The following is a 22,922-nucleotide window of genomic DNA, read 5'->3' as shown; positions in this document are numbered from 1 at the left end:
ACTGTTCTCCGCCAGCTGCTGATCAGCTCAAGAAGTCATTGTGTTCTTGAGGGCAGGGGACTGCCTCCCACCAGCAGCATCACCATGATCAGCAGACAGGCACTTCCCACGAACGGACTGATCTGTCCCAGCAGGTCGTAGCTGAATCCAGCCAGTGGGGGACCCAGAAAACTCCCCAGGCTCTGCAGTGCCTGAAGGCTTCCCAGTGCCGTTCCCTGTCCTTCCGAGTCGAGTCGGCGCGACACAAGACTGCGCAGGCTCGGTGTGACCAGACCTGTTCCTGTCGCAAGGATGGCCACGGAACTGAATACGCCGATCTGTGCCTGTTGAGGTTCTGTTGAGGGAATCAGCAGGCATCCCACGATCACCAGTCCCAGGCCGATCAGCGTCAGTTTCCACTCGCCGAGCCGTTTCACCAGCGGACCGATCAGGCCGCCCTGAACGACGGTGGCCACCACGCCGACGATCAGGAACGCGGTGGTGGCGAGTTCCGGTCCCCAGTTGAAGCGCTGTTTGAAATACAGCACCAGGATCGCGGTGAAGCCGTTGAAGGCCAGAAAGAAGAGGAAGAAGCTCAGACAGAGTCGACCGACTGCGGGGTTTCCCATCACCTTCGCGATCTGGGCGAAGGGGTTGAGGTCCCGTTTGCGCGGCATGGCCTGTCTGGCGTTGCGGGGATGGGTTTCCGGAAGCAAACCCAGCACCACCAGCAGGTTCACCAACGCGAAACCTGTGGCCACCCAGATCGGCACCGTCACATTGATGCGTGAAAGCAGTCCACCGACGAACGGCCCGATGATGAAACCGAGTCCGAAGGCCACGCCGATCAGGCCGAACGCCTTTGCCCGCTGTTCTTCTGGTGTGATGTCAGCCAGTACAGCTCCTGCAGTGGCGGCGGTTCCGCCACTGAAACCATCGATCAGGCGAGCGACAAACAGCAGGATCAACGGCAGCGTGGCGCCTTTGGGCCAGTCCATGCTCACGGTGAGGGCAAACAGGCCCAGACCGAGCACTGACCCGGCGACACAGGTGGCGATCACGGGTCGGCGGCCGAAGCGGTCACTCAGAGCTCCGATCAGAGGCGTGGCCGCGAACTGGGCGAGTGCATAACTACCGGCAAGCAGACCCAGTGTTCGGCCATCGGCGTTGAAGCTCGCCAGCAGGAACGGCAGCAGAGGGAAGACGATGCTTTCGCTCAGGCGGTCATTGAGCAGCGTCAGAAAAGCGCTGAGCAGGGTGGGAATGCGAGGTCGCTGCAAGGCAGCCTTTAGGCAGGTGAAACTCACATTCCCATAGGCAAGGCCATGGTCCTGCGTTTGATCGTTCCAGCTGATGAGGTTCTTCTGCGGGAGATCTATGCCGATGCCATCGAGAGTCAGGCTCCACAGCTTTATTCACAACAACAGGTCAGCTCATGGGCAGCACTTGCCTGGTTGCCGGGAGTGCTGGATCGCACTCTGAAGGAGGGTTCCGGTTGGATCAGTGGTGAGGATGCCTTTGCCATTCGTCATCCTCCGGACCGACTGGCTCTGCTGTATTGCCGCGGTTGTGCGGCGCGTCAGGGTCACGGCAGGGCTCTGCTGGGGAGAATCGAAGCCGATGCCGTTGCGGAGGGTGTGACCTGCCTGCGCACCGAAGCCAGTCAGTTCAGTCGCCCCCTGTTTGAGCGCTGCGGCTGGAGGGTTGTCGCTCCTGAAATCATCACGATCGCCGGTGTGCCCTTTGAGCGCTACCGGATGCATAAAGCGCTCTGCAAGCAACGCAGCTGATTAAGCCGGTCAAGGACTCGACCCTCCTCCAGTACCGCTGCGGCCTTCTCGATTCCTGAGTCGAGGCTGTCGCTCAGACCAGCGATCCAGAGATAGGCGCCGGCATTCCAGCGCAGGGCTTCACTCAGGGGCCCACGGTTCCTGAGTGCATCGAAGGCCTGGCTCTGCCAGATGCTCTCGGTTGTCCATTCCACATCTGCGTTGTGGCATCCGTGATCGCGCGGGTGAAGAATCATGCGTTCCGCCTCACCATTGCGGACACGGGCCGTGATGCAGGCTCGGCCGATGGGCAGATCCGTGCCCCCTTCAAGCCCTTTCACCGTGAGCAGATTGGTTTCGCCGGCGAGCCGGAGCGCCTCCCATGCACGACTTTCGGTTGGAGGGTGCACAAATCCGCTCACCAGGAGATGGGCTCCCTGATGGGCCGTCCAGAGAAGTTCAAGGCTGGCCACCGGAGGTCGCTTCCCCAGCTGTTCCCGGTAATCAATCAGGCTTTCCGCCATACGGAAGTGATCCGGCTGGTGGATGAGAGCGAAGCCGTGGTTGTTGAACCCATCCTGAACAGTGCTCAGGGGCAGACCATCCAGATTGAGATCCAGGAGGCGGAAGAGGTCGAGGGCTGTGATGCCGTACTTGATCGGCATGCGGTCACCTCCCTGCAGGACAACCGGTTGACCGCAAGCCACCAGCACAAGGCTGGTGAGTGGGTAGATGGGCGCAGTTCTTGTCCGGCCGTCAAACGGCATGCCGAAGCAGAGCGGTCTTCTCTGATCCGCAGGGCTCTGAATAACGGGCCCCATCGATCGATAGGTGTCGAGCATGCCGGTCAGCTCTTGAGGCTCCGGCCGGCGAATGCGATGTGCAATCAGGAAAGCGCCAATTTGTGCTGGCGTGGCTTCCTCCCTGAGCATGAGTGCCAAAGCTTCTGCAGCTTCCTCTCGACTCAAGCCTTTGCTGGTGTGTTCACCGCTCCCGACTTTGCGCAGGTGCTCTTTGAAGCGTTCGCGGCCGCTGCCGACAGTGCTTTTCAAGGGCGTTATCAACGCTTCATGCAGTGTTCTGCAGTGAGACCACTTTCATTGGTAGCAATTGCTACTAATTGCATTATGTAAGCAGCGAGAGCCCTTCGAAACAGCCATGTTGAGGATGGCTGGAGTTATGGCGACCATCGGCGTAATAGAGCCTTTCAAGTACCAAGCTTGAGGTGACACTTGAGTTGTGATTCTGGCGATTCAGCAGTGCGGCGAGTGTGCGAAAAAAATTGTTCATTGATCACATTTTTAGTGAATGTAGTAGAGCAGTTCTGAATTCATCAAGATGTAGTCAACGCATCCAAAATGGCTTGTTGTTTGGTCGTCTTAATAGCTGTTTTCTGATGTAAGGCGAGAGAGCTAATTTTGATTTCAGTATTTTTTATGACTGTTTTGTCCATGTCCACGCCATCACTGGCGGCCCCTTCGCCGACCACATTGACCGCTTCTTTGATGGCTGCCAAAAAAGCGAAAGTGATGAGTTTTGCGGATCTTGAGGCGGCTCTTGGGCTTGACGAATTGTATATTTCCTTTCTGTTCTGTGGACAGGCGACAGCCTCTGCCGATGATGCGGAGAAGCTGGCGTCCTTACTGTCGTTGGATCACGATTACAGCTGCGATTCAGGAGTTTCTGACCAAAACGCAGCCTTGAGCCCGTGATTCCAACAGATCCCCTGATTTCTCGTTTTTACGAAATCATGTAGGTTTATGGTATGCCATTGAAGGACGTGATTCAGGAAAGTTTGTAGATGGAATCGTGAGTGCTATCGATTTCACTCTGGATGTGGACAAAATTGAAAATCCGAAGGGTGACGGTGTTCAGATTACGATGTGCGGAAAGTTCCTCTCATATGAAAATTGGTGATTTTACTTTTGGTTTTCACTGAAGTAGTGCCATAAAATTTTCAGGCATAACATTACTCGGGAATTTGTTTGCTCAGATTCGAAATTGCTGTTGTAATTGTTGGCAGGCCAATTGTTTGCGTGATTCACTGCTGAGCGTTTGGCTGAGCTCTTTCAGGCAACGTTGACTGATCGGAGTTGCGATGCAGCCAAGGGCCCGGAACGCAGCTGCAGCGACATCGTCGGATCCGGTTTTGCACAGATTCGATAAGCGTTTACTGATCGCCTCACCATCCCTGCGTTGCAACACCCGAATTGCGGCGATCACTACGGGATCCCGAAAATCGTTGAGGGGTTCATCGCATAATTTGAGTAATTCATCGTCGCTCAGGCTATGAGCGCGAAAACCAACTAATTGCAATCCCGCTAAGCGATGATTTTGTCCAGGTTGAAGCAAACATTTCTTCACTACATGTTCTGGAACATCCGCACCCCAGCAAGACAAGGCCTCAATGATGCAGAGGTTTACTTCTGCTAATTCGGAGTTGTTTTTGAGTTGATCAAGTAGCCAGTCCCTCGCTTCATGTTGATGGCACAGTCCAGCTGCCAGAACAAGATCGGAAAGTGCTCCATGCTGCTGAATCAATCGTTCAATGATTGGCCAGCCTTGTTCAGCAAGCATTCCAAGTTTTTCGCAGAGCGCTCGGCGTAGCTCAACTGAAAAGCTGGGAGAGTAAACCTCCTCAAGCCATTCGGGCTCCAATGGAGTTCGTCGTGATTTTGAAAGTCGTTCCCAGAGAACGGCTTCACTGATTGGTTGAGACACAGAACGTCAATCAGCGGGCGCCAAGCTCAGCGGCCAGTTCGCGTTCCAGCTTGTCATCACGTTCGGTTGGTCGCAGGTTTCCGATGTTCGTGCGGTGGGTGCTGTAAAAGAGCATGCCGATGAACACCATGCCGCCAATGATGTTGCCAATGGTGACAGGCAGGAAGTTCCAGAAAATGCACTTCCAGAAGGGAACTCCAGACCCAAGGATTGGCCCGGCGGTGTGCAGAAACTGATTCACCACAATGTGCTCCATACCCATTGATTGGAAGGCTGTAATGGGTAGCCAGCAAGCCAGAATCTTTCCTGGCACACTTTTACTCACCAGCGCCATGGTCACACCGAGGCAAACCAGCCAGTTTGCAATTAAGCCTCGAACAATTGCCAAAAAGAAGCCCATCGACTGAAGGTTCTCATATTTGGCAACAACATTGGTTTTATTCAATGCGATGATTTTTGCGGCCACCTGTTGCCACATTCCACCACCTTCAGCAGCTGATGCAGGATCAACAGTTCCTCCACTGGTCAGGCTAATCGCCATCAAAACTGCCACAACTGCAGTTCCGATCCAGTTGCTGAGCCACACCCAGCTCCAATTTCGTAAGGTTGCACTCCAGGTGCTTTTGCCTGCCCAGGTGGCCATTGGCAGAAGAGCGAAGTTGCCTGTGACTAACTCCATCCCAAATAAAACGATGCTGGCGAAACCGAATGGGAAGAGCAGCGAGCCCAGCCATGGTTGACCACTTTTGAGCCCCACCGTGAGGGCAAGGATTACGGCCAGACCAAGGATCGCTCCCGAATAAAAACCTCTGAGCAAGAGGTTTTTGACGCTGACAGTGGATTTTTTGCCGCCGGCACCGATCATGCCCTCGACAAGCTCATTGGGTAGGACGTAGTCCATCTGTGAAGCAGTCACACTCATGAGTTCAATGTGGCTAAGAAGGAATGAAGTGGTTGATGAAGTGCTGAGATCACCAGTTAACCGCTGATTTTGTTCATTAACTTGGGAAACGCATCCTGTTGATGTGCAGCTCTTGAATCGGGCTGTTTATTTTGGCCAGATTTTGTAAACCAGTTGACCAGTTTTGAGAACAAATTACTATTGCTAGACATAAAAATAATGATGTAAATTTTTTGTGTATAGGTTCGGTTGTGATTTGCCTCGAAAATTCAGCATCAATACGGTAAAATAGTAAATATGTTCAGCTGCTTCAACTCTTGGTTCGTGGTTTGGCGCCGAACCGTTCAATTAGCACTTCGCGTAGAACCTCTTTGATGTTCTCAGCCGGAATGGCCTTCTGATGGAGTTCACCCACCGTTGGATTGGGTCCCTGAGATCCACCAATGGTCATTGTGTAGCCATCATCTGTTTTGCCTTCACTGTTTTTGGCTTTGGCGCCTGTTAATCCGATTGCCCCCATGTAGGCCTGCCCGCAACTGTTGGGGCAACCTGTCCAGTGAATTTTCAGCTCTTCAGGCAGATCAAGCTCCTGATCGAGCTCTTTGGCTGCGGCCAAGGCTTGATCCTTGGTGTTGGTGAGTGCAAATCCGCAATACGTGCTTCCTGTGCATGACACGGTGCCAGCCGAAATTGCACCTGGTTTGAGTGGAAATCGTTCGAGCAGTGGATCGCTTTCAAAAGCTTCTACCTGTGCTTGCGGTAGCCCAACAATGATCACGTTCTGATCTTCGGTAAGCCGCACTTCTCCGCTTCCGTAGGTGATGCTTGCTGTGGCCAGATCATGTAGATCCTGCGCTGTTAGGCGACCAACCGGAACGTGGAGACCCGCAAACACCAGCCCATCCTGTTTCTGCGGATGAATGCCGTAGTGCGATCGGGGCGTGGTGTCAAAGATAGAACCAGGGTCGGGAGTTAGCGGCCCGAACTGTTCTTCAACCTGATCGCGAAAGTTGTCGTGGCCAACTTCATCGAGATATATCCTGAATCGACCTTTCGGGCGTTTGTTGCGCTCTCCATTATCTCTCCAGAGACGAATCACCGTATCGGTCATCCGACAAATTTCATCTGGTTTAATCCAGGCATTCATTGGGATTGCATAGGCATTCATCTGTGATGAAAGAATGCCACCAATCCACACACCGAAACCCATCACACCATCTTTTTCAACTGGATGGAAGGCAATGTCGTTGTGAAGAAGGAAATTATCTTTTGCACCGGCCACTGCCGTATTCCATTTTCTGGGAAGATTGGAATATTCAGGATTGCCCTTGCGGTGATTTGTTAAAAAGTTTTCAAGTTCATCTGTGTAAGGCCTGGTATCGAGGATTTCATTTGGATCAATCCCCGCGATTGGGTTTCCAGTAACATTGCGAGGATTATCAAATCCCGATTGGATCGTACTCAGGTTAGCTTCTTCAAGGCGCTTGAGTATTTCCGGTAGGTCGCCAAGAAGTACTCCTCTCAGCTGCAAGTTTTGTCTTGTAGTGATGTCACAGCTGCCGTTCTCGCCATAGCGTTCAACAATGGAGCCGACAACCCGCAACTGCTGAGCAGAGAGCACTCCATTGGGAACCCTCAGGCGAAGCATGAATTTTCCGGGTGTTTTAGGACGCCAAAACATTCCATACCATTTCAGTCGGAGCTGAAGGTCGGTTTGATCAACCTGCTCCCATCCCATTGCAGCAAATTTCTCAATTTCACTACCGACTAGCAGTCCATCTTTGGCCGACTTGTTTTGTTCGATCTTATTCAGCTTCTTGCCATCCAGATAGGGCCTGGACGGAGAGCTAATCGTCATGATCTTGTTCAGCGAGGGGCGAATGATTGGTCATGAAATGCTGCTGATCAATCAAAAGGTCCTGATGACCTGCGCTTCAAAAAGAAAGGGAGCGCGATTTGGCAGTTAAAAGGCTTGCCAGGGCTCTGTCGGTAGCGAATTGAACAATTTCCCCAGCTGACTGTTCATTTCAAATGGGATGGACCATCTGGTCACTCTGGCTACATCTCAGCCGCCCGACGGAGCCCTAGAAGGCTGCCTTTCGCGGACTCAGTATTGACGTCCAACTTCGCCGATCATTCGTATCGCTCCGTAGCGAAGCATCTGCCAGACGCGTTTCATGGCGGCGAAATCCCTGTCGAGCTCACTTCTGAGTTGCCCATCACCCGGATGAACACGTCGCCTTCCATCGTCATGTCTCTGACGAAAGACCCTTTCCGAGCGATAGCTTTGGACGGTGTTGTCGGACTGGAAACGACCTTCAGAGACAGTGCGATTGATGTATCGACGGCGGGACATGGCACCAGGGGGATTGATGAACCACCGATGACAACAGCCAGCTCGGCCATCGATCCGTGGCCATCGCTACGGAACAGTGATTTGGGTTGTCAGCGGGCAATCAGGCTGGTTGTGCATGGCCGCTCCGGTGGTGTTGTCCCCGAATCACTGATTGAACTGAGGAAGTCACTCCAACAGCGACGCCAATCTCCTGTGCAGCTGGAGGTTCTGACCGCGGACGCGCCTCCTGTGTCTCCTGAGCAGGCGAGTTGGTTGGTTCCTCTGTTGCTCTGGCCCGGATCCCATGCACGTGCAGATGTGCCGGAGATCGCCAGTCGCATGCAGCGTGAGGGAGCGGACGTCTCGGTGCTCCCCTTCCTAGGTGCCTGGCAATGCTGGTGGTCGCTGGTCGCAGAAGCGTTGAAGCCATTTGCGGTTCCAGGAGCTGTTCTGGTTCATCATCCGTTGAGTTCAGAGGAAGCTGACCGTTTCCTTCTTCAGCTGTCTGAGCGAATGGGTCTGCCGCTGCTCTCCTTCGATCACTGGTTCGACTATCAGCAGAGCCATCCGGAATCGCGCCCGCTGATGCTCGCGCTTGCTCCCAATCGCATGACGGAGGCTCTGAGCGAGGCTGGACCTGTTCCACCGCTTCTCGATCATCCCCTGATCCGACAGGGCTTGATTGATTTGCTTGCCGCTCTGCCGTGACGACTGCTGAACTCACCGGAACCGTTTATCTCGTTGGTGCAGGCCCAGGTGACCCAGACCTACTCACCGTGAGGGCTCACCGCCTTCTGAGTCAATGCGATGCGCTTGTTTACGACTCCCTGGTACCCCGTGAGGTTCTTGACCTCGTGCCGGAGTGCTGTGAGCTTCATTTCGTTGGTAAACGCCGTGGTCATCATTCCGTTCCGCAGCCGAGCACCAATGCGGTGCTTGTGAAGCTGGCTGCTCGCCACCGTTGCATTGTTCGTCTCAAAGGCGGAGATCCCTTTCTGTTTGGTCGCGGTGGTGAGGAGGCTGCTCATCTTGTGAAGCACGGCGTTTCCGTTCAGGTCGTGCCTGGAGTCACTGCTGGAATTGCAGCTCTCGCTTATGCAGGTATTCCTGTCACCCACAGACATGCCGGTTCCTCGGTCACCTTCGTGACAGGTCATGAGGAGATCGACAAGCGCAGGCCCACGGTGAACTGGCGATCGCTGGCCACAGCCAGTGATGGTCTGGTCATCTACATGGGTCTCCATAACCTTCCGCGGATCGCCGCTGAGCTGGAGGCGGGTGGTCTCAGTGCCGAGACCCCAGTGGCTGTGATTCAGCAGGGAACCGTCGCCGGACAGCGTTGTCTCAAGGCGACACTATCCGACGTGGCCGCCCGCACCCGCAGCGAGGGTTTCGCCTCTCCCTCCGTGATTGTTGTGGGAGATGTGGTGAATGAGCAGGTGGAATCCTGTGCTCCCAGGCCCGCCGATGTCACCATGCCGATCCCCTTCTGAGCATCAGCTGGCCGGTTTGTCAGCGGATTCCTTCAGTCGGGATCTGAGCTGGGCCAGATTGCAAGGGTGGGTGTCTGGATTGAGCTGGGCTGCGATCAGCCGATCCCAGGCCGTGCTGACCGCATCCTCTGACCCAGGCAACACGAACAGGAACGTGCCGTTGGCCACTCCAGCGAGACAGCGACTCTGCAGGCTGCTGGTGCCGATGCTCTGATAAGAGAGCACCCGGAACAGTTCACCGAACCCATCGATGGTCTTGTCCAGCAAAGGGCCGATGGCTTCAGGGCTGCCGTCGCGTCCGGTGAGGCCTGTGCCACCGTTGCTGATGATCACATCAATGGCTGGATCGACGATCCACTGGCTCACGGTCGCTCGGATCTGATAGCGATCGTCGGGGCAGATTGCACGGTTCTGTAATTGATGACCAGCCCCGGTCAGGCGTTCCTGAAGCAGGTCCCCACTGGGATCGTTCTTCAGGGTCCGACTGTCTGAAATCGTCAGCAGAGCGATGGACAGCACGCAGTGTTGGTTGAAGGTGTGAGCAGCAACGCTAGAACCGAGATGGATTCGCAAGGCACGGATGAATCAGCGTCAGCCCGATCCGGTTGATCAGGTGAAGGTGCTGTTGTTTGCCTCACTGCGTGAGCAGGCTGGTTGGTCTGACCGCTGCATTTCACTGAGTCGTCAGAGGGTCTTTTCCGCCAGAGAGATCTGGGATGGGCTTGATCTGGGGGAGCTGCCCCGGATGGTGCTTGTTGCGATCAACCAGACCATTGTCAGTCCCGATCATCCCGTGCATGCGGGCGATGAACTTGCTTTCCTGCCACCGTTCACCGGGGGTTGATCGTGGGCTCGAATCCGGTGGATCTGGAGATTCGGATTCTTGATCAATCCCTGTCCGAGGGCCTGCAGCTTGAAACATGGTTGCGCTCGCAGGCGGCTTCAGATGCCGCCACGGCGATCTTCATGGGCCGCGTGCGCGAGCTGACCATGGATGGGCGACCGCTGGAGGCTCTTGAGCTCAGCCATTACCCGGGTCTGTGTGAGCGTCGGATTGAGTCTTTCGCCCGCCAGCTGCTGGAGCAACACAGTGCTCGTTGCGCTCTTGTGCTGCACCGTGTCGGTCGTTTGCTTCCTGGTGAGCTGATCGTTCTCGTCGCGGTCAGCGCCGATCGACGCGGGCCTGCACAACGCTGCTGTGCGGCATTGCTGGAGGCCCTCAAGCATGAGGCTCCCTTCTGGAAAAGGGAATGGAGCCAGGGAGTGGGCACCTGGCTGTCGTCAAACACCCCGCTGTGATTGCTCAGCGTCTGTCAGAGAATTCGTCGTCGCAGCAGCTGCGCCCAGAGCAGATCGCCGCGTTCGAGATCACCTGATTCCGCAGGGATCTCCAGCAGCAGATCCGCGTTGCGGAGTGAGCCGATCCGCGAGGAAGCCTGGGAGCCAGCGACCTGGGCGCGAAGCTGCCCGTCGGCACTGCAGATCAGCGAACCCCGTGCCAGCTCCGGACGACCTGGTCGGCGTCGGTAGGCCGTTTCAAGACACACTCGCAGCCTGGGGAACAGTTCGGGTTGCTGTTGTCCTTCCATCAGCTGCAGCGCCGGCCAAAGCAGCTGCAATGCCGTGATGGCGGCGGCAACAGGATTGCCTGGCAGGCCGAAGAACGGCACTTGATTACCCACAAAGCCAAAGGCGAAGGGGCGGCCGGGTTTGAGGAACAGCTTCCAGAACTCCACCTGCCCCAGCTCCGTCATCAATGGCCGGATCCAGTCGCTGTCACCTGCGGAGACACCCCCGGTGCTGACCAACACGTCGCATTCGCTGCTCAGTTCAAGGATCGTTTCGCGCAGTGCCTGCGGTTGATCGGCCACCACCCGGCAATCCCAGGCGTGGTAGCCCAGGCGCAGCAACAGCCCTTTGAGCAGAGTGCTGTTGCTCTCCCAGATGACTCCGTTCGGGCGCGGATCACCTGGAGGGACCAGTTCGTCTCCGCTGATCAACAGCCCGATGCGTGGCTGCCTGTGAACACTGAGTTGATGAACGCCGCAGCTTGCAGCTCTTGCAAGGTCTGCCAGGCCCAGCCTCAGACCTGGCTCTATCAGGGTGGACCCCTGTCGGCATTCCTCATCGGCCGGCCGGATCCAGGGATTGTCCGAGGCCTCCCGGTTCAGGCGAAGGGTGTCGTTCTCCTTCTGCACCAGTTCCTGTGGGAGAACCCAGTCAGCCCCCTCAGGCAAGGGTGCGCCAGTGAGTATTCGGATGGCTTCACCACGGGCGAGGACAGTGGGGTAAGGGGCTCCCGGAGCCGAGCGACCAACCAGACTCCAGCTGTCATCAAACATAGGTTGCTGATCCTGGCCCAGGGCATAGCCATCCATGATCGAGGCCCTGAAGCCCGGCACATCAGCCCTGGCCAGAACAGGGACTGCGTTCACCCGTTCAAGAGCATCCGCCAGTCGAATCGTTTCGATGGATGGTTCATTGCGGCGAGCCTGTCCGTTCCGGATGGCGGACAGAACCTGTTGTCTGGCCTCTGTGAGGGGTAGGCCTTCTCGGCCATAGGGGTCAGCAGCTCCAGCTGCCATGGCGACCTCCGTCCTTGTGCAGCAACTGAACACGCTCGATCGTGATTCCAGGCTCCACCGACTTCAACATGTCGTAGAGCGTGACCAGCCCAATCGAGACGGCTGTCATCGCTTCCATTTCCACACCGGTCTGCCCGGTCGTGTTGCAGCTGACTCGCACGCTCAGACCAGGAAGAGACGTGTCGGGTTCAATCGTCACCTCGACTCCGCTCAGGGGTAAAGGGTGGCAAAGAGGAATGAGCTCTGAGGTGCGCTTGGCTGCCTGAATGGCAGCAACGCGAGCCACGGCCATCAGGTCACCTTTGGATGTTTCGCCGTTCAGAATCAGCTCAAGTGTCGATGTGCTCATCACCAGCGACCCCATTGCCGTCGCCTTGCGTTTGGTGATTGGACGATCACTCACTTCAACCATGTGCACCTCACCTCGACCGGTGAGGTGCGAAAGCTGTTCAGACATCGATGAACGGGTTGCTGACTCAGTTAGTCAGTGTTGATCAGCGCTCTCCAAGCACTGACCACATTGCTGCCTGGGACGTCACGACCGGTTCCACCTGGGTTGTCGATGTTGACGTCACGGCAGGAGTGACAGCTGCTCGCTGGCTGCGCACCATCTGCACGGCCAGGGAGGCGACGATGAAGGCACCGATGAAACCTGTTGCAACGGTGATTGGGCTACGGCTTGAGCTGGTGGTTGTGTAGGAAGACGCCATTCGGAGATGCACAATCTCCACTCACTATGGATAAAAACTGTAAGAACCGCTACTGAGCTCACTGAAACTTTGCAGTGAGGACTGTTCCTGGGGGGAGTTGATCAGCAAGAGACCGGATGCGAGTCCTTCGGACGCCAACCAGCCATGGATCGAGCCGAAAATCATTCCCAGACAAAGGGCGAAACGCATTGGAGCCAACAATGTTGCGCCGAGCATCTCTGCTTTGCGACACGTTGATGGTCGTTGTTGCCACTGTTTTCGGCTAGAGATATGCAAAGCGTTGTTGTTACTACCAATGCATCCGCAGCTGGATCAGTCGCGGCACTGTTTTGCATTCGAACAGGATTTCATCGGCTCCTGGCGATGTATTCCCCTATGTGTTCGTCGCAAACTCGATCTGGCAGGAATCAAGCTCAAACTCAGCCATTGGCTGGAGATGACGCATGACCAGCGTCAGCACCTGGTCGACTGGAGCGATGACCCCGATCACCTGGCAGAGATGCGCCATCACCTGCGTGCCTGCACAGCCGCGATGACTGATGGGATGGTCAAAGATCTCCCTCCTGCAGTGAAGGAGCCCTGGCAACAACCGACCCGGCTTCCGGATCAGCTTCTGGATGCAGCTCGGATTCGTGGCATCAATCTGACCTCCCAGGTCTGGATGAGCCTGCGTGAACTTGATCGCTTCGCTCTCTGCAAGCTGGCCCGCCCTGGCCATGATCATCACAATCTCGATGCTGCCTTCAGCGAAGTGCTGGGATAAGGATCCTGCGCAGCTTGTCCAGTCGTCCGCTCTGTTGTTCCGCCGGTTTCACCACTGACGCAGCAGGCGCGACCACAACGGCTGTTGCCTTGAGTTCAGGCTGTTTGGAGATTGGGCAGGCCTGATCGTGCATCAGGGTGTTGGCCTCGCAGGCTTCGGATTGCGTGAATCCCCAGTGCATCGGCAGAAAAACGGAGCCCCTGCGAATCCGATCGGTGACGCAGACGCGTGCGGTGAGCGTTCCACGCCTGGAGGTGATCGCCGCCAGGCCTTCATTCTCGATGGCAAATCGTTCGGCATCCCCGGGATGAATTTCCAGGCGGGGTTCTGGGTGCATGCTGTTCAGCCGTTTCACTTTTCCGGTGCGCGTCATCGTGTGCCACTGACCGAGATAGCGACCAACGGTGAGCACCAGCGGGTAGATCTCACAGGGCGGTTCCGCGAGTCCGAGAGGTGCATCTGCCTGAAAGCGGGCGCGACCGTTGGCGGTTGGGAATCGTTTGCCGACATACAGACGTTTGGCTGCCTGGGTTGGTTTGTGACCTTCGGCAAATGGCCACTGCTGGGGCCCATGTGTCGCCAGCAGTTCGTGGCTAAGGCCTGAAACATCACACACCCGACCTTTGCTGAGAGCTGCGAATTCGCTGTACACCTCTGCTGAATTGACATATGTGAATTGATCGACGAAACCCAGTCGACGTCCCAGCTCCGCAAAGACCTCCCAGTCGGGTCGGCTGTCGCCATGCGGTGGTCTGAATTTTGGGCAGAGCGTCACACGACGTTCCGAATTGGTCATGGCTCCCGACTTTTCGCTCCATTGCGATGCGGGCAGCAATAGATGGGCATAGTGAGATGTTTCAGTGTCGGCATAGGCTTCGCTCACCACCACGAGGGGGCAGCGTTCCATGGCTGCCTTCACCCTCTCCAGGTCTGGCATGCTGACAAGGGGGTTTGTGGCAGCGACCCACCAGAGATCCATTTCACCCCGTTCCATCGCCTCCACCTGCTGCCAGGCGCTCAGGCCTGGTTCCGCAGAGATTGATCCTGAGGCAAATCCCCAGGCCTGCTCCACCTCGGCTCGATGGTCCTGGTTCGTCACAAGCCTGTAGCCCGGCAGCAGGTGAGCCAGGCCGCCGGCTTCGCGGCCACCCATGGCGTTGGGCTGGCCTGTCAGTGAAAACGGTCCGGCACCAGGCTTGCCGATCTCACCGGTGAGCAGGTGCAGATTGATCAGTCCACTCACCACGGCAGTGCCTTCCCTGCGTTGGTTCACACCCATCGACCACAGGCTGAGCACGCCTTCTCTGCGACTCCACAGTCTTCCGACATCGCGTAGTTCCTGTTCAGTGATTCCGCAGAGTGATGCGGTTTCATCTGCTCTCCAGGAATTGATGGTTCTGGCGTAGTCGGAGAATCCCTCGGTCGCGGCGTCGATGAAATCACTGTCGAAGCCGTTGTCTTCGATGATGAGCCGAGCAAGACCATGCAGCAGGGCGAGATCGGTGCCCGGGGCGATTGCAAGATGGTGATCGGCGAATTTGGCTGTGTCGGTGCAGCGTGGGTCCACCACCACGATGGTGAGGCCTTTGGGATCCCGTTTCTTGCGTTTGAGCAGTCGCTGGAACAGCACGGGGTGGCATTCGGCGGTGTTCGTGCCGATCAGGAATGCCACTGAACAGTGATCGAGATCCTCGTAGCAACAGGGTGGACCGTCCGAGCCGAGGCTGCGGGTGTAACCGGCCACCGCGGAACTCATGCAAAGGCGTGAATTGGCATCGAAATTGTTGGTTCCCAGGGCTCCCTTCAGGAGTTTCTGGGCCATGTAGTAGTCCTCAGTGTGGAACTGGCCGGACCCATACATGGCGATGGCATCGGCACCTTTTCCGCTGAGAGTGCTGCGAATCCTCCCTGTCAGCAGATCAAAGGCACTGTCCCAGCTGATCGGTTGAAAATTGTCGTTGAAGGTCGGTCGGTAGAGAGGTTGGCTGAGTCTTCCCTTGGCCAACGTCTCTCCCACCGTGGCGCCCTTGATGCAGACCTGTCCCAGGTTTGATGGATGGTGTTTGTTGCCGCGTGCGGTCCACATCGGGTTGCCTTCGGCATCCCGTTTCACGGATTTTCCAGCCTCTCCCGGGGGCATCAGTTCCAGACCGCAGCCCACCCCGCAGTACGGACACTGACTTTGAATGCTCACGCAGGGACTGGTCATGAGAGGAGTCCGATGGAATGAGAGATCCCCGGTACGCAGAGCACCGGGGATGCTGTGCCTCAGTGGGCAGGGATGATGGATCAGCGAGCCATCGCTGCTGCCGATGGCGACTCGCCTTCCCCTTCATGCAGTTCATCAAAGGATCCCTTGGGTTCCTTGAGGAAGAAGAAGCAGAAGAAGGCCACAATCAGACCTGCAATTCCAAGAATCTGGAAAAAGGCACTGTTGGACGCTGCGATCACTTCAGGAGAGGGATCCTTTCCTCCACCCATCCAGAGGGGCAGCAGGCTGAAAATGGTGAGGTAAGTCACGGCGCCGACATTGCCGTAGGCACCAACAAGGCCTGCCACCTGGCCAGTAACGCGACGTTTCACTAAAGGCACAAGGGCGAATGTTGCACCTTCTCCCGATTGCACGAAGAACGACGCGAGCATGGTGATCACCACGGCGATGAAGATTCCGCTTGAGCCGCTGAAAGTACCTGGTTTGATCAGACTCATCACCAGATACCCAATGCCAAGTCCAGCGGTTAGGAATCCCATGGTGTTTTTTCGGCTCCCGAGCTTGTCGGAAATCAAACCGCCGGCGGGCCTTGCCACCAAATTCACGAAAGCGAAACAGGAAGCCAGAATTCCTGCTGTTGCTTTCGGCAGGTCGAATGTGGTTTCAAAGAACGTTGGAAGCATGGAAACCACAGCCAGCTCGGAACCGAAGTTGACGATGTAGGTGAGTTCGAGGATCGCCACCTGGCGGAACTCATAACGATCTTCCTTGGGATAAATCTTGGTTCCCATGATCAGATCACGGTTGGTTCTGATGATTCCCCAGGTTTGGAAGATGAACCAGACAAGAACAGCTAGCAAAGCCAGTGGATAAGTCCCTGCATTCAGGAATCCAACTTTCTGAAGTCTCCAGCAGAGAACACAGAGAATTGCTGCGAAGGGAACATTCATACCCAGCAATCCCCAGAAATCTCTCATCGACGTGACTTCAAGACCCGCAGTCTTCTCAGGACGTTGATATTCCTTTCCTGGAGGGGTGTCGGTGACGTTGAAGAAGTAGATCACGCCATACACGGCCGAGATGATTCCCGTTAATGCAATCGCTCCTCGCCAGTTAAGGGTTGCGCCAGTGGGCAGTTCGAATCCCCCGGAGAAGGAGAGAAAGCCAGCCACTGCAACAAGACTCAGCGCTGAGAAAGCGGAGCCGAAGTTGCCCCAGCCGCCATAGATTCCCTCTGCTAGACCAATCTCTTTAGGAGGGAACCATTCGGCCACCATGCGAATGCCGATCACGAAGCCGGCGCCCACGATGGAAAGCAGCAGACGGGATACCACCAGTTGATTGAAATCCTGGGCTGATGCAAACATCAGGCAGGGAATTACCGAGAACACCAGCAGGGTGGAATAGGTGCGTCGAGGGCCGAATTTATCCAGCAACATGCCAATCAGCACACGAGCTGGAATGGTGAGAGCAACATTGCATATTGCAACCGTGCGGATCTGACCAACGGTTAGTCCGAGATCCGCCTTCACTGTTGTGGCCAGTGGCGCCAGATTGAACCAAACGACAAAAGTTAAAAAGAATGCAAACCAGGTGAGATGAAGTGTTCGGTATCTCCCCTGGAATGACCAGAGTTCGCCAAGCATGGGGTTTGTTGGTGTGGAGATTCAAACCCCGGTGTCGAAACGAAGGCACTCAGGATTTCAAAATGCGGCGCTCATGCAGACCGCCGGACAATTGCACCATTTGGCGGCTTCTTGAATCGTTGCATTGGCTACAAAATTGCAGCGATGAGGCCTCGATGTAAATTGTGTTTGTGGATAACTCGTGCCTTTTTAGTAGTCGTTGTAACTGCAATGTCGTTGGCTCGAATTGTTACCAAGACTCAAGATCTTCGCGCTTTATGACTCGTCGTCTTTTGGGCGTTGTTCTTGCCGGCGGTGCCAGCCAGCGCATGGGTGCAGACAAGGCCCTGCTCAGCCATCCCAATGGGATGAGCTGGCTTGAGGCTCAGGTGCAGCTGTTGCGCTCAGCTGATCTAGAGGTCTGTGTGTTGACAGGTCATGGCAGCCACCATCAGTTGCTTGGAACTCTTGAGGGCGTGACTGTCCAGGCTGAGCCCTGGCAGCCGGCAGGCCCCCTCCGGGCTTTGAGCTGCGTTCTGCATGACCGTGATGATGAAGCGCTGCTCACGGTGCCTGTGGATATGCCGGGTCTTCGCCAGGAGGCGATGCAGCAACTGATCTTTCGATGGACTATGCAGCCTTCCAGGGCGCTTGTAGCGGATGACGGTTCCAGGCTCCAGCATCTGCTTGGGATCTATCCGTGTGGTGCTCTGTATCGCAAGGCGCTGGATGATGAGCTGACAAAGGGGGAGAGCCGTTGGCACGTTTGGCTCGAACGCATTCCCCATGACTCGGTGAAACTTCCCCCTGATCAGCTGGTCAATATCAATCGTCCTGGTGATCTGGCAGCGTTGACTGGATGATGTCCGCATCTCCTCCGATTGACCAGAGGTCGCGAGCGCTCGGGGTGCTGCGGATGTCGCTGACGGCCCGCTGCAATCTGGCCTGTCCCTATTGCTGTCCTGATGTTGCTGATCCCCCGGGCCTGCTCAGTCTTGAGCAGCAATTGCGTCTGATTCGTGTCGCCTCCCGACTGGGGGCCCACACCCTCCGGCTCACTGGGGGCGAACCGCTGTTGAGCGATCGGTTGCTGCCGCTGCTTGAGCAGGTGGCCTCGGGGCGTGCCACCCCTGGTGATCCTCTGCAGGGTCTGCAGCAGGTGGCACTCACCAGTAATGGTGTCTTGCTGACTGAGGAACGAGCCCGTGCCCTACGCGCTGCTGGTCTCGAAAGGATCACCATCAGTCTGGATGCTGTTGAGGGGGCTGTGGTTGCGCGGATGGCGGGTCTGCGAGGCGGTGAATCCGCGGGTGAACGGTTGATTCAACAGGTGCTCGCTGGTCTTGATGCTGCAAGGTCAGCAGGCTTTGAGCCCGCTGCTGGCGAGCTCAAGCTCAACGCCGTGATCCAGCGGGGTGTCAATGACGATCAGCTGCTTCTGCTTGCAGAGCTTGCTCGTCGACAAAGGCTTGAGCTACGGCTGATCGAATACATGGATGTGGGCAATCGCAACGGTTGGGCCATGGAGCAGGTTTTGCCTGCAGCCGTGATGGTCGATCGCATCAGCCGCCAATGGCCGTTGTCGTCACTCGGTCGATCACCTGGTGGTACTGCTCTTCGTTGGCGTTATCGCGATGGGGTCGCTGCCATTGGTGTGATCGCCTCCATCAGTGAGCCGTTTTGCGGAGACTGCAACCGACTGCGCATCACCGCTGACGGACAAGCCTTCACTTGTCTGTTTGCAGCTCGTGGAACAGATTTGAAACCGGCTCTGACCAGTGACGATGACCTGGAGCGAGCGATCTGTGCCCTCTGGCAGCGGAGGCTCGACCAGTACAGCGAGGAGGGCCGGGGCCAGGCTGCTTTCGGGACGTCATCTCATGCAGAGATGGCTTATCTGGGTGGCTGAACCGTTATCGACAGCACCGTTTCAGTAGAGAAAGCTCGGTAAAAACAGTTCAGAGTTCGGGCCTTCATCCGGCCCATCGGTGATGTTCGAACTGTTGTCTTTCGAGCGGTTTCGCGACACGCCTTCTGTGCGTTTCTTTGACGTCACGGTTGAGACGTCTAATGCCCGTGATCTGGTGATTCACTCCGGCCCTGCGGTGAGTCCACCGGATGACTCCGAAACAGGGGCTTGGCAGTTTTATATGCATCCCAATCAGGAAGACAATCTTCTGGCCGCCAGTGGCGGACGAACGTTTTATTTGGTCAATCTTGCCTGGGAGCAGCCGTTTCACATTGTTCGGCTTGAAAGTGGTGGCGACATCCTGCGCATTCCCCCGCGCACGTTTCACCGATCCATCTCTGATCCGGATGGCTCTGTGGTGTTGAACCAGGCTGTTCGAAAGCCTGGAGTGTCTCTTGAGCATGAATTCCGCGTCTACAACAGCGCGCGGATCCCTTCGCTGATGAACGCAACGACGACTTCGGCAGCGAAACCTCAGCTGCATGGGCTCAGACCCCTGCCTCAAGCGGCTTGAATTAAAGACTGAGGAGCTGTTTCGCTGCTCTCTTCTTCAGCGTTGATCGTCCAACTGAGTTCGCTGTCGGTGTTAGGCGGACCACTGAATGTTCCACTCACCGCTGCCGTGAGCTCAGGTTTCGACGATGTGGCCAACACCACATAGCGTTCGTTGACCTCGCGACCGGTGCTGGGGTCGAATCCCCTCCATCCTGCTCCGGGAAGGTAGACCTCCGCCCAGGCATGCAGGTCGTACTCCTCCGGGGCCGGTTGCTGAAGCTGATAACCGCTCACGAAGCGAGCCGGAAGTCCTGCAACGCGACAGCAGGCCACCATCAACATCGCCAGATCGCGGCAGGAGCCGATGCGTTCCCTCAGTGTGCGGCCTGCCGTCCAGGCAGGACCAACGTGCCGTTGTGTATACATGACGCGCTCCTGAATCAGCTCCAACAAGTGGTTGAGAAAGGCCAGCATCTGCTGGTTGCTACCCATCAGTGCCTCTTGAGTGAGGTCAATGGCTGAGGGTTCGTGCTGGCCATTGGGCAGCCAACCCTCGAGCGCTCCCAGCAGGTCAACATTCAGTTGGCCCCGTGGATAAGGCAACGGTGGCTCGAGGTCGTTGAAGCAGAGCTCCAGAGATGGCGCAGGGCGTGTCTCGACCCGACTTCGGGCTTCGAAACACAACTGCTTGGTGCTTCCGACAAAGTTGAGTCGCTGGACCTCATCGCCACTGGCAGTGAGCACTTCTCGTTGCAGATGCGGCTCAGGCAACACGATGAGTTCATGGTCCAGCAGTGTCTGGAAACCCTGCCCCCGGGGCTTGAGGCAAAGCCGGTGATCGCCGAGGCTGACCGGCGCCTCGTAGCGATAGCTCAAGCGGTGAATGATGAAAGCGCGCATGCGGGTTCAGATGATGTGCGAGGAAAGTCGGCGCTCATGAAATAGCGCTTCTCGATGAGGCAGTGGAGCCGATTGAGGTCCTGCTGCAGTTGATCGATAGCTTGGTGAAGGCCTCCTTCGATGAGGTTGTCGATTCGGACGTAGCTCCAGCGGGCAAGCAGCTGACCACGTAAGCAATCCAGGTCATCGGGTTGTTTCATGACCGGTTGGGCTTGGATTTGTTGCAACGTGTCGCTGATTCCTTGCAGGCAGAACCGAACCGATCGGGGAAAGATCGGATCGAGCAGCAAGAATTGGGCAACGGATGTTGGAGTGATTCCCTTCTGCATGCTTTGCCGGTACATCTGATAAGCCCCGGCGGTGCGAAGCAGGGTGATCCATTGCAGCTCGTCGAGCACGCCTCCGACCCCTTCGGGAATGGGCAACAGCAGGAAGTACTTCACATCGAGGATCCGAGAGGTTTTATCCGCTCGTTCCATGAGTCGTCCCAGCTGGCTGAATAACCAGCTCAGATCGCGGCTGAGCGTGGCATCCGTGATGCCGTAAAAGATTTGGCAGCCGCGCCGGATGATCCTCAATTGTTCCTGTGGTGGTTCCTCCCAGATGGTTTCACCCTTCTGCAGATTCCAGTGAAGATCATTGATCTGCTCCCACATCTCCGTGGTGATGACGTCGCGGATTTGCCGTGCGTTCTCGCGAGCCATCGCGATGCAGCTGACAATGCTGTTGCGGTTGTCTTGATCAAGGAGCAGGAAGTGGATGACATCCTTGGATGATCCAGATGGATAAGCCTTGTCGAAGCTGCGGCGATCACCTGTGGCATCCACTAATGGCAGCCACGGTTCGGCACTGCCAGGAGGGCAGTCGAGAGCCATCGCTTCGCTGACTTCGAGAAAGCGCGAGATGTTTTCGGCTCGTTCCAGATAGCGATTGATCCAGTAGAGGGAGTCGGCGACCCGGCTCAGCACAGGACAGCCTCCTTTTTCTGCTCGGTTGTGACCCGCTGCTCATCCAGAATCCAGGTGTCTTTGCAGCCACCTCCCTGGGAGGAATTCACCACCAGGGATCCTCGCTTGAGAGCAACACGGGTGAGCCCACCTGGGCTGACCCAATTGCTTTGTCCACGCAGCACGTAAGGACGAAGATCCACATGACAGGGGTAAAGCTCCCCCTCGCTGAGCGATGGCACGGTGGAGAGCTGAAGCGTTGGCTGGGCGATGAAGTTGCGTGGATTTTCTCTGATCTTCGAATCGAAGTCGGCCAATTCTGAGCGGCTTGCCTGCGGCCCGATCAGCATCCCGTAGCCACCTGCTTCAGCAACGGATTTCACCACTAGATGTTCAAGATTATCGAGAACGAATTGGCGATCCTTTGACCTTGCGCACAGATAGGTGTGAACGTTCTCGATGACCGGTTCCTCACCGAGGTAGTAGCGAATCATTGCCGGCACATGGGCATAGATGAGCTTGTCATCGGCAACCCCTGTTCCCGGTGCATTGGCGATGGAGACTCTGCCCTGACGCAGCACATCCATGAGGCCTGGGACTCCCAGCATGGAGTCTTTCCGAAAAACGGTTGGATCGAGAAAGTCGTCGTCGATGCGGCGATAGATCACATCAACCCTTGTGCGACCGTTCGTGCTGCGCATCCAAACACTATTGTCCTCGCAGATCAGATCCCGCCCTTCGACTAATGGGATGCCCATCTGCTGGGCCAGGTAGCTGTGCTCGAAGTAAGCACTGTTCATCACCCCAGGAGTCAGGATCACAACCTGGGGTGAATCGCTCCAGGGAGCCAGGTCCTGGAGGGTTCGAAATAGGTGGGAGGGGTAATCGTCAATGGGCTTGACGGTGCGCCCCTCAAACAGGCTCGGGAAAAGACGTTTCATGACTCGTCTGTTTTCCAGGAAATAAGCCACGCCTGATGGACAGCGCAGGTTGTCTTCCAGCACACGCCAGTGGCCGTTGCCATCGCGAATCAGGTCCAGGCCTGAGATGTGGCACCAACGATTGAACGGCAGTTCAATCCCTTGCATTTGTGGGAGCCAGCCTGATGAACTCTCGACGTCCTCGCGGTCGACGATGCCATCACGAATGATCAGCTGTGAGCCATAGACGTCGGCGAGGAAACAGTCGATTGCCTCCAGTCGCTGCAGCAGTCCCTGCTCCAGGGTCTTCCACTCGCTCAGGGCAATTAGTCGAGGCAGGGGGTCGAATGGAAGAATCCGTTCGCTTCCCTCCTGGCCAGAGTCATTGAGGCGAAATGTGGCTCCAAGCCTGCGCAGCAAGTGACTTGCAGAGGCATGGTTGCGTTTTAGTTCCGGTAGTCCGATCTGTCCCAGTGAACTGAGCAGCGGGGCCAGATTTTTGCGGGGACGTGCTGTACCACTGCAGAAATATTCGTCGTAGCCGACCGAGGGTCTGTAGTCGGTGAACATCCCTTAAAGGCGGGTTTACTTCATCCAA

General features: G+C 56.3%; 26 protein-coding genes and 1 pseudogene. 10 read left to right on the top strand and 17 right to left on the bottom strand.

Annotation, left to right across the window (positions count from 1 at the left end):
• Window positions 1–35: 35 nt before the first annotated feature.
• A complete protein-coding gene (locus SIB56_RS11430) occupies window positions 36–1,259 on the bottom strand; it encodes an MFS transporter (RefSeq protein WP_413324055.1) in 1,224 nt (407 codons plus the stop codon).
• Between the two features lie 45 nt (window positions 1,260–1,304).
• Between SIB56_RS11430 and SIB56_RS11425 the strand changes: the two genes are divergently transcribed.
• Window positions 1,305–1,769, top strand: coding sequence for an N-acetyltransferase family protein (locus SIB56_RS11425; RefSeq protein WP_413324054.1), 465 nt, complete (start codon window positions 1,305–1,307; stop codon window positions 1,767–1,769).
• On the opposite strand, the gene SIB56_RS11420 is transcribed toward SIB56_RS11425, so the two are convergent.
• The 3 genes from SIB56_RS11420 to SIB56_RS11410 form a co-directional block, all read right to left on the bottom strand.
• Window positions 1,730–2,800, bottom strand: a complete 1,071-nt coding sequence (locus SIB56_RS11420) for an anthranilate phosphoribosyltransferase family protein (RefSeq protein ID WP_413324053.1) — start codon at window positions 2,798–2,800, stop codon at window positions 1,730–1,732. The genes SIB56_RS11425 and SIB56_RS11420 overlap by 40 nt on opposite strands.
• A 73-nt stretch (window positions 2,801–2,873) precedes the next feature.
• Window positions 2,874–3,038 (bottom strand): cyanate hydratase, encoded by a 165-nt coding sequence (locus SIB56_RS11415; RefSeq protein ID WP_413324052.1) that lies wholly within the window; start codon window positions 3,036–3,038, stop codon window positions 2,874–2,876.
• Between the two features lie 43 nt (window positions 3,039–3,081).
• Complete coding sequence (locus tag SIB56_RS11410) at window positions 3,082–3,264, bottom strand: hypothetical protein (RefSeq protein ID WP_413327458.1); 183 nt, start codon at window positions 3,262–3,264, stop codon at window positions 3,082–3,084.
• On the opposite strand from SIB56_RS11410, the pseudogene cynS reads away from it, so the two are divergent.
• Window positions 3,215–3,665: pseudogene (gene cynS, locus SIB56_RS11405) on the top strand (cyanase). The gene SIB56_RS11410 and the pseudogene cynS sit on opposite strands and share 50 nt — an antisense overlap.
• A gap of 72 nt (window positions 3,666–3,737) precedes the next feature.
• Here the strand turns inward: cynS and SIB56_RS11400 are convergent.
• The 4 genes from SIB56_RS11400 to SIB56_RS11385 form a co-directional block, all read right to left on the bottom strand.
• Window positions 3,738–4,469, bottom strand: a complete 732-nt coding sequence (locus tag SIB56_RS11400; protein WP_413324051.1) for a HEAT repeat domain-containing protein — start codon at window positions 4,467–4,469, stop codon at window positions 3,738–3,740.
• Between the two features lie 10 nt (window positions 4,470–4,479).
• Window positions 4,480–5,370, bottom strand: a complete 891-nt coding sequence (locus SIB56_RS11395; protein ID WP_413327343.1) for a formate/nitrite transporter family protein — start codon at window positions 5,368–5,370, stop codon at window positions 4,480–4,482.
• Window positions 5,371–5,680: 310 nt separating this feature from the next.
• Window positions 5,681–7,228 carry a ferredoxin--nitrite reductase gene (locus tag SIB56_RS11390; protein ID WP_413324050.1) on the bottom strand — a complete coding sequence of 516 codons (1,548 nt, stop codon included), beginning with the start codon at window positions 7,226–7,228 and terminating at the stop codon, window positions 5,681–5,683.
• Window positions 7,229–7,477: 249 nt separating this feature from the next.
• Window positions 7,478–7,726: a hypothetical protein gene (locus SIB56_RS11385; protein WP_413324049.1), complete on the bottom strand. Its 249-nt coding sequence runs from the start codon at window positions 7,724–7,726 to the stop codon at window positions 7,478–7,480.
• A gap of 27 nt (window positions 7,727–7,753) precedes the next feature.
• On the opposite strand from SIB56_RS11385, the gene SIB56_RS11380 reads away from it, so the two are divergent.
• Window positions 7,754–8,413, top strand: coding sequence for a DNA mismatch repair protein MutS (locus tag SIB56_RS11380; protein ID WP_413324048.1), 660 nt, complete (start codon window positions 7,754–7,756; stop codon window positions 8,411–8,413).
• Entirely contained in the window at window positions 8,410–9,198 is a 789-nt protein-coding gene (gene cobA, locus SIB56_RS11375; RefSeq protein ID WP_413324047.1) for a uroporphyrinogen-III C-methyltransferase, read from the top strand. Before SIB56_RS11380 ends, cobA begins: the two co-directional genes overlap by 4 nt.
• A 3-nt stretch (window positions 9,199–9,201) precedes the next feature.
• Here cobA and moaB read toward each other — a convergent pair whose 3' ends face one another.
• On the bottom strand, window positions 9,202–9,717 hold the full coding sequence (gene moaB / locus SIB56_RS11370; protein WP_413327340.1) for a molybdenum cofactor biosynthesis protein B: 516 nt from the start codon (window positions 9,715–9,717) through the stop codon (window positions 9,202–9,204).
• A 61-nt stretch (window positions 9,718–9,778) separates the two neighbouring features.
• Here moaB and SIB56_RS11365 point away from each other — a divergent pair, with 61 nt between their 5' ends.
• Window positions 9,779–10,042: a MoaD/ThiS family protein gene (locus SIB56_RS11365; protein ID WP_413324046.1), complete on the top strand. Its 264-nt coding sequence runs from the start codon at window positions 9,779–9,781 to the stop codon at window positions 10,040–10,042.
• Window positions 10,043–10,092: 50 nt separating this feature from the next.
• Window positions 10,093–10,497 carry a molybdopterin synthase catalytic subunit gene (locus SIB56_RS11360; protein ID WP_413327338.1) on the top strand — a complete coding sequence of 135 codons (405 nt, stop codon included), beginning with the start codon at window positions 10,093–10,095 and terminating at the stop codon, window positions 10,495–10,497.
• A gap of 14 nt (window positions 10,498–10,511) precedes the next feature.
• Here the strand turns inward: SIB56_RS11360 and SIB56_RS11355 are convergent, their stop codons facing one another.
• Genes SIB56_RS11355 through SIB56_RS11345 form a run of 3 tightly spaced genes read right to left on the bottom strand, consistent with a single transcriptional unit; the run spans window position 10,512 to window position 12,493 of the window.
• Window positions 10,512–11,783, bottom strand: a complete 1,272-nt coding sequence (locus SIB56_RS11355) for a molybdopterin molybdotransferase MoeA (RefSeq protein WP_413324045.1) — start codon at window positions 11,781–11,783, stop codon at window positions 10,512–10,514.
• Window positions 11,764–12,240, bottom strand: coding sequence for a cyclic pyranopterin monophosphate synthase MoaC (gene moaC, locus SIB56_RS11350; protein WP_413324044.1), 477 nt, complete (start codon window positions 12,238–12,240; stop codon window positions 11,764–11,766). Before moaC ends, SIB56_RS11355 begins: the two co-directional genes overlap by 20 nt.
• A gap of 37 nt (window positions 12,241–12,277) precedes the next feature.
• Window positions 12,278–12,493: a hypothetical protein gene (locus tag SIB56_RS11345; protein WP_413324043.1), complete on the bottom strand. Its 216-nt coding sequence runs from the start codon at window positions 12,491–12,493 to the stop codon at window positions 12,278–12,280.
• A 295-nt stretch (window positions 12,494–12,788) separates the two neighbouring features.
• On the opposite strand from SIB56_RS11345, the gene SIB56_RS11340 reads away from it, so the two are divergent.
• Window positions 12,789–13,256: a nitrate reductase associated protein gene (locus SIB56_RS11340; RefSeq protein ID WP_413324042.1), complete on the top strand. Its 468-nt coding sequence runs from the start codon at window positions 12,789–12,791 to the stop codon at window positions 13,254–13,256.
• Here the strand turns inward: SIB56_RS11340 and SIB56_RS11335 are convergent.
• Together SIB56_RS11335 and SIB56_RS11330 are read right to left on the bottom strand one after the other, a co-directional pair.
• Window positions 13,237–15,465 (bottom strand): molybdopterin oxidoreductase family protein, encoded by a 2,229-nt coding sequence (locus SIB56_RS11335; protein WP_413324041.1) that lies wholly within the window; start codon window positions 15,463–15,465, stop codon window positions 13,237–13,239. The genes SIB56_RS11340 and SIB56_RS11335 overlap by 20 nt on opposite strands.
• 80 nt (window positions 15,466–15,545) lie before the next feature.
• The gene (locus SIB56_RS11330) at window positions 15,546–17,114 is read right to left on the bottom strand and encodes an MFS transporter (protein WP_413324040.1); all 1,569 of its coding nucleotides are present in this window, start codon (window positions 17,112–17,114) and stop codon (window positions 15,546–15,548) included.
• Window positions 17,115–17,371: 257 nt separating this feature from the next.
• Here SIB56_RS11330 and SIB56_RS11325 point away from each other — a divergent pair, with 257 nt between their 5' ends.
• The 3 genes from SIB56_RS11325 (at window position 17,372) to SIB56_RS11315 (ending at window position 19,576) form a co-directional block, all read left to right on the top strand.
• Window positions 17,372–17,956 (top strand): molybdenum cofactor guanylyltransferase, encoded by a 585-nt coding sequence (locus tag SIB56_RS11325; RefSeq protein WP_413324039.1) that lies wholly within the window; start codon window positions 17,372–17,374, stop codon window positions 17,954–17,956.
• A complete protein-coding gene (locus SIB56_RS11320) occupies window positions 17,953–19,002 on the top strand; it encodes a GTP 3',8-cyclase MoaA (RefSeq protein WP_413324038.1) in 1,050 nt (349 codons plus the stop codon). Before SIB56_RS11325 ends, SIB56_RS11320 begins: the two co-directional genes overlap by 4 nt.
• Window positions 19,003–19,084: 82 nt before the next feature.
• Window positions 19,085–19,576 carry a redox protein gene (locus tag SIB56_RS11315; protein ID WP_413324037.1) on the top strand — a complete coding sequence of 164 codons (492 nt, stop codon included), beginning with the start codon at window positions 19,085–19,087 and terminating at the stop codon, window positions 19,574–19,576.
• Here SIB56_RS11315 and SIB56_RS11310 read toward each other — a convergent pair.
• From SIB56_RS11310 to SIB56_RS11300, 3 genes are read right to left on the bottom strand one after another with little or no spacing between them, the layout of a single operon-like run.
• Window positions 19,564–20,457, bottom strand: coding sequence for a transglutaminase family protein (locus SIB56_RS11310; protein WP_413324036.1), 894 nt, complete (start codon window positions 20,455–20,457; stop codon window positions 19,564–19,566). The genes SIB56_RS11315 and SIB56_RS11310 overlap by 13 nt on opposite strands.
• The gene (locus tag SIB56_RS11305) at window positions 20,430–21,425 is read right to left on the bottom strand and encodes an alpha-E domain-containing protein (protein ID WP_413324035.1); all 996 of its coding nucleotides are present in this window, start codon (window positions 21,423–21,425) and stop codon (window positions 20,430–20,432) included. Before SIB56_RS11305 ends, SIB56_RS11310 begins: the two co-directional genes overlap by 28 nt.
• Window positions 21,419–22,894 carry a circularly permuted type 2 ATP-grasp protein gene (locus SIB56_RS11300; RefSeq protein ID WP_413324034.1) on the bottom strand — a complete coding sequence of 492 codons (1,476 nt, stop codon included), beginning with the start codon at window positions 22,892–22,894 and terminating at the stop codon, window positions 21,419–21,421. Before SIB56_RS11300 ends, SIB56_RS11305 begins: the two co-directional genes overlap by 7 nt.
• Window positions 22,895–22,922 lie beyond the last annotated feature (28 nt).

Origin of the sequence: Synechococcus sp. MIT S9503 (assembly GCF_047304175.1) — a bacterium.
Lineage (GTDB): Bacteria > Cyanobacteriota > Cyanobacteriia > PCC-6307 > Cyanobiaceae > Synechococcus_C.
The sequence above is the reverse complement of the archived record's forward strand: the minus strand, read 5'-3'. Positions and strand labels throughout refer to the sequence as shown.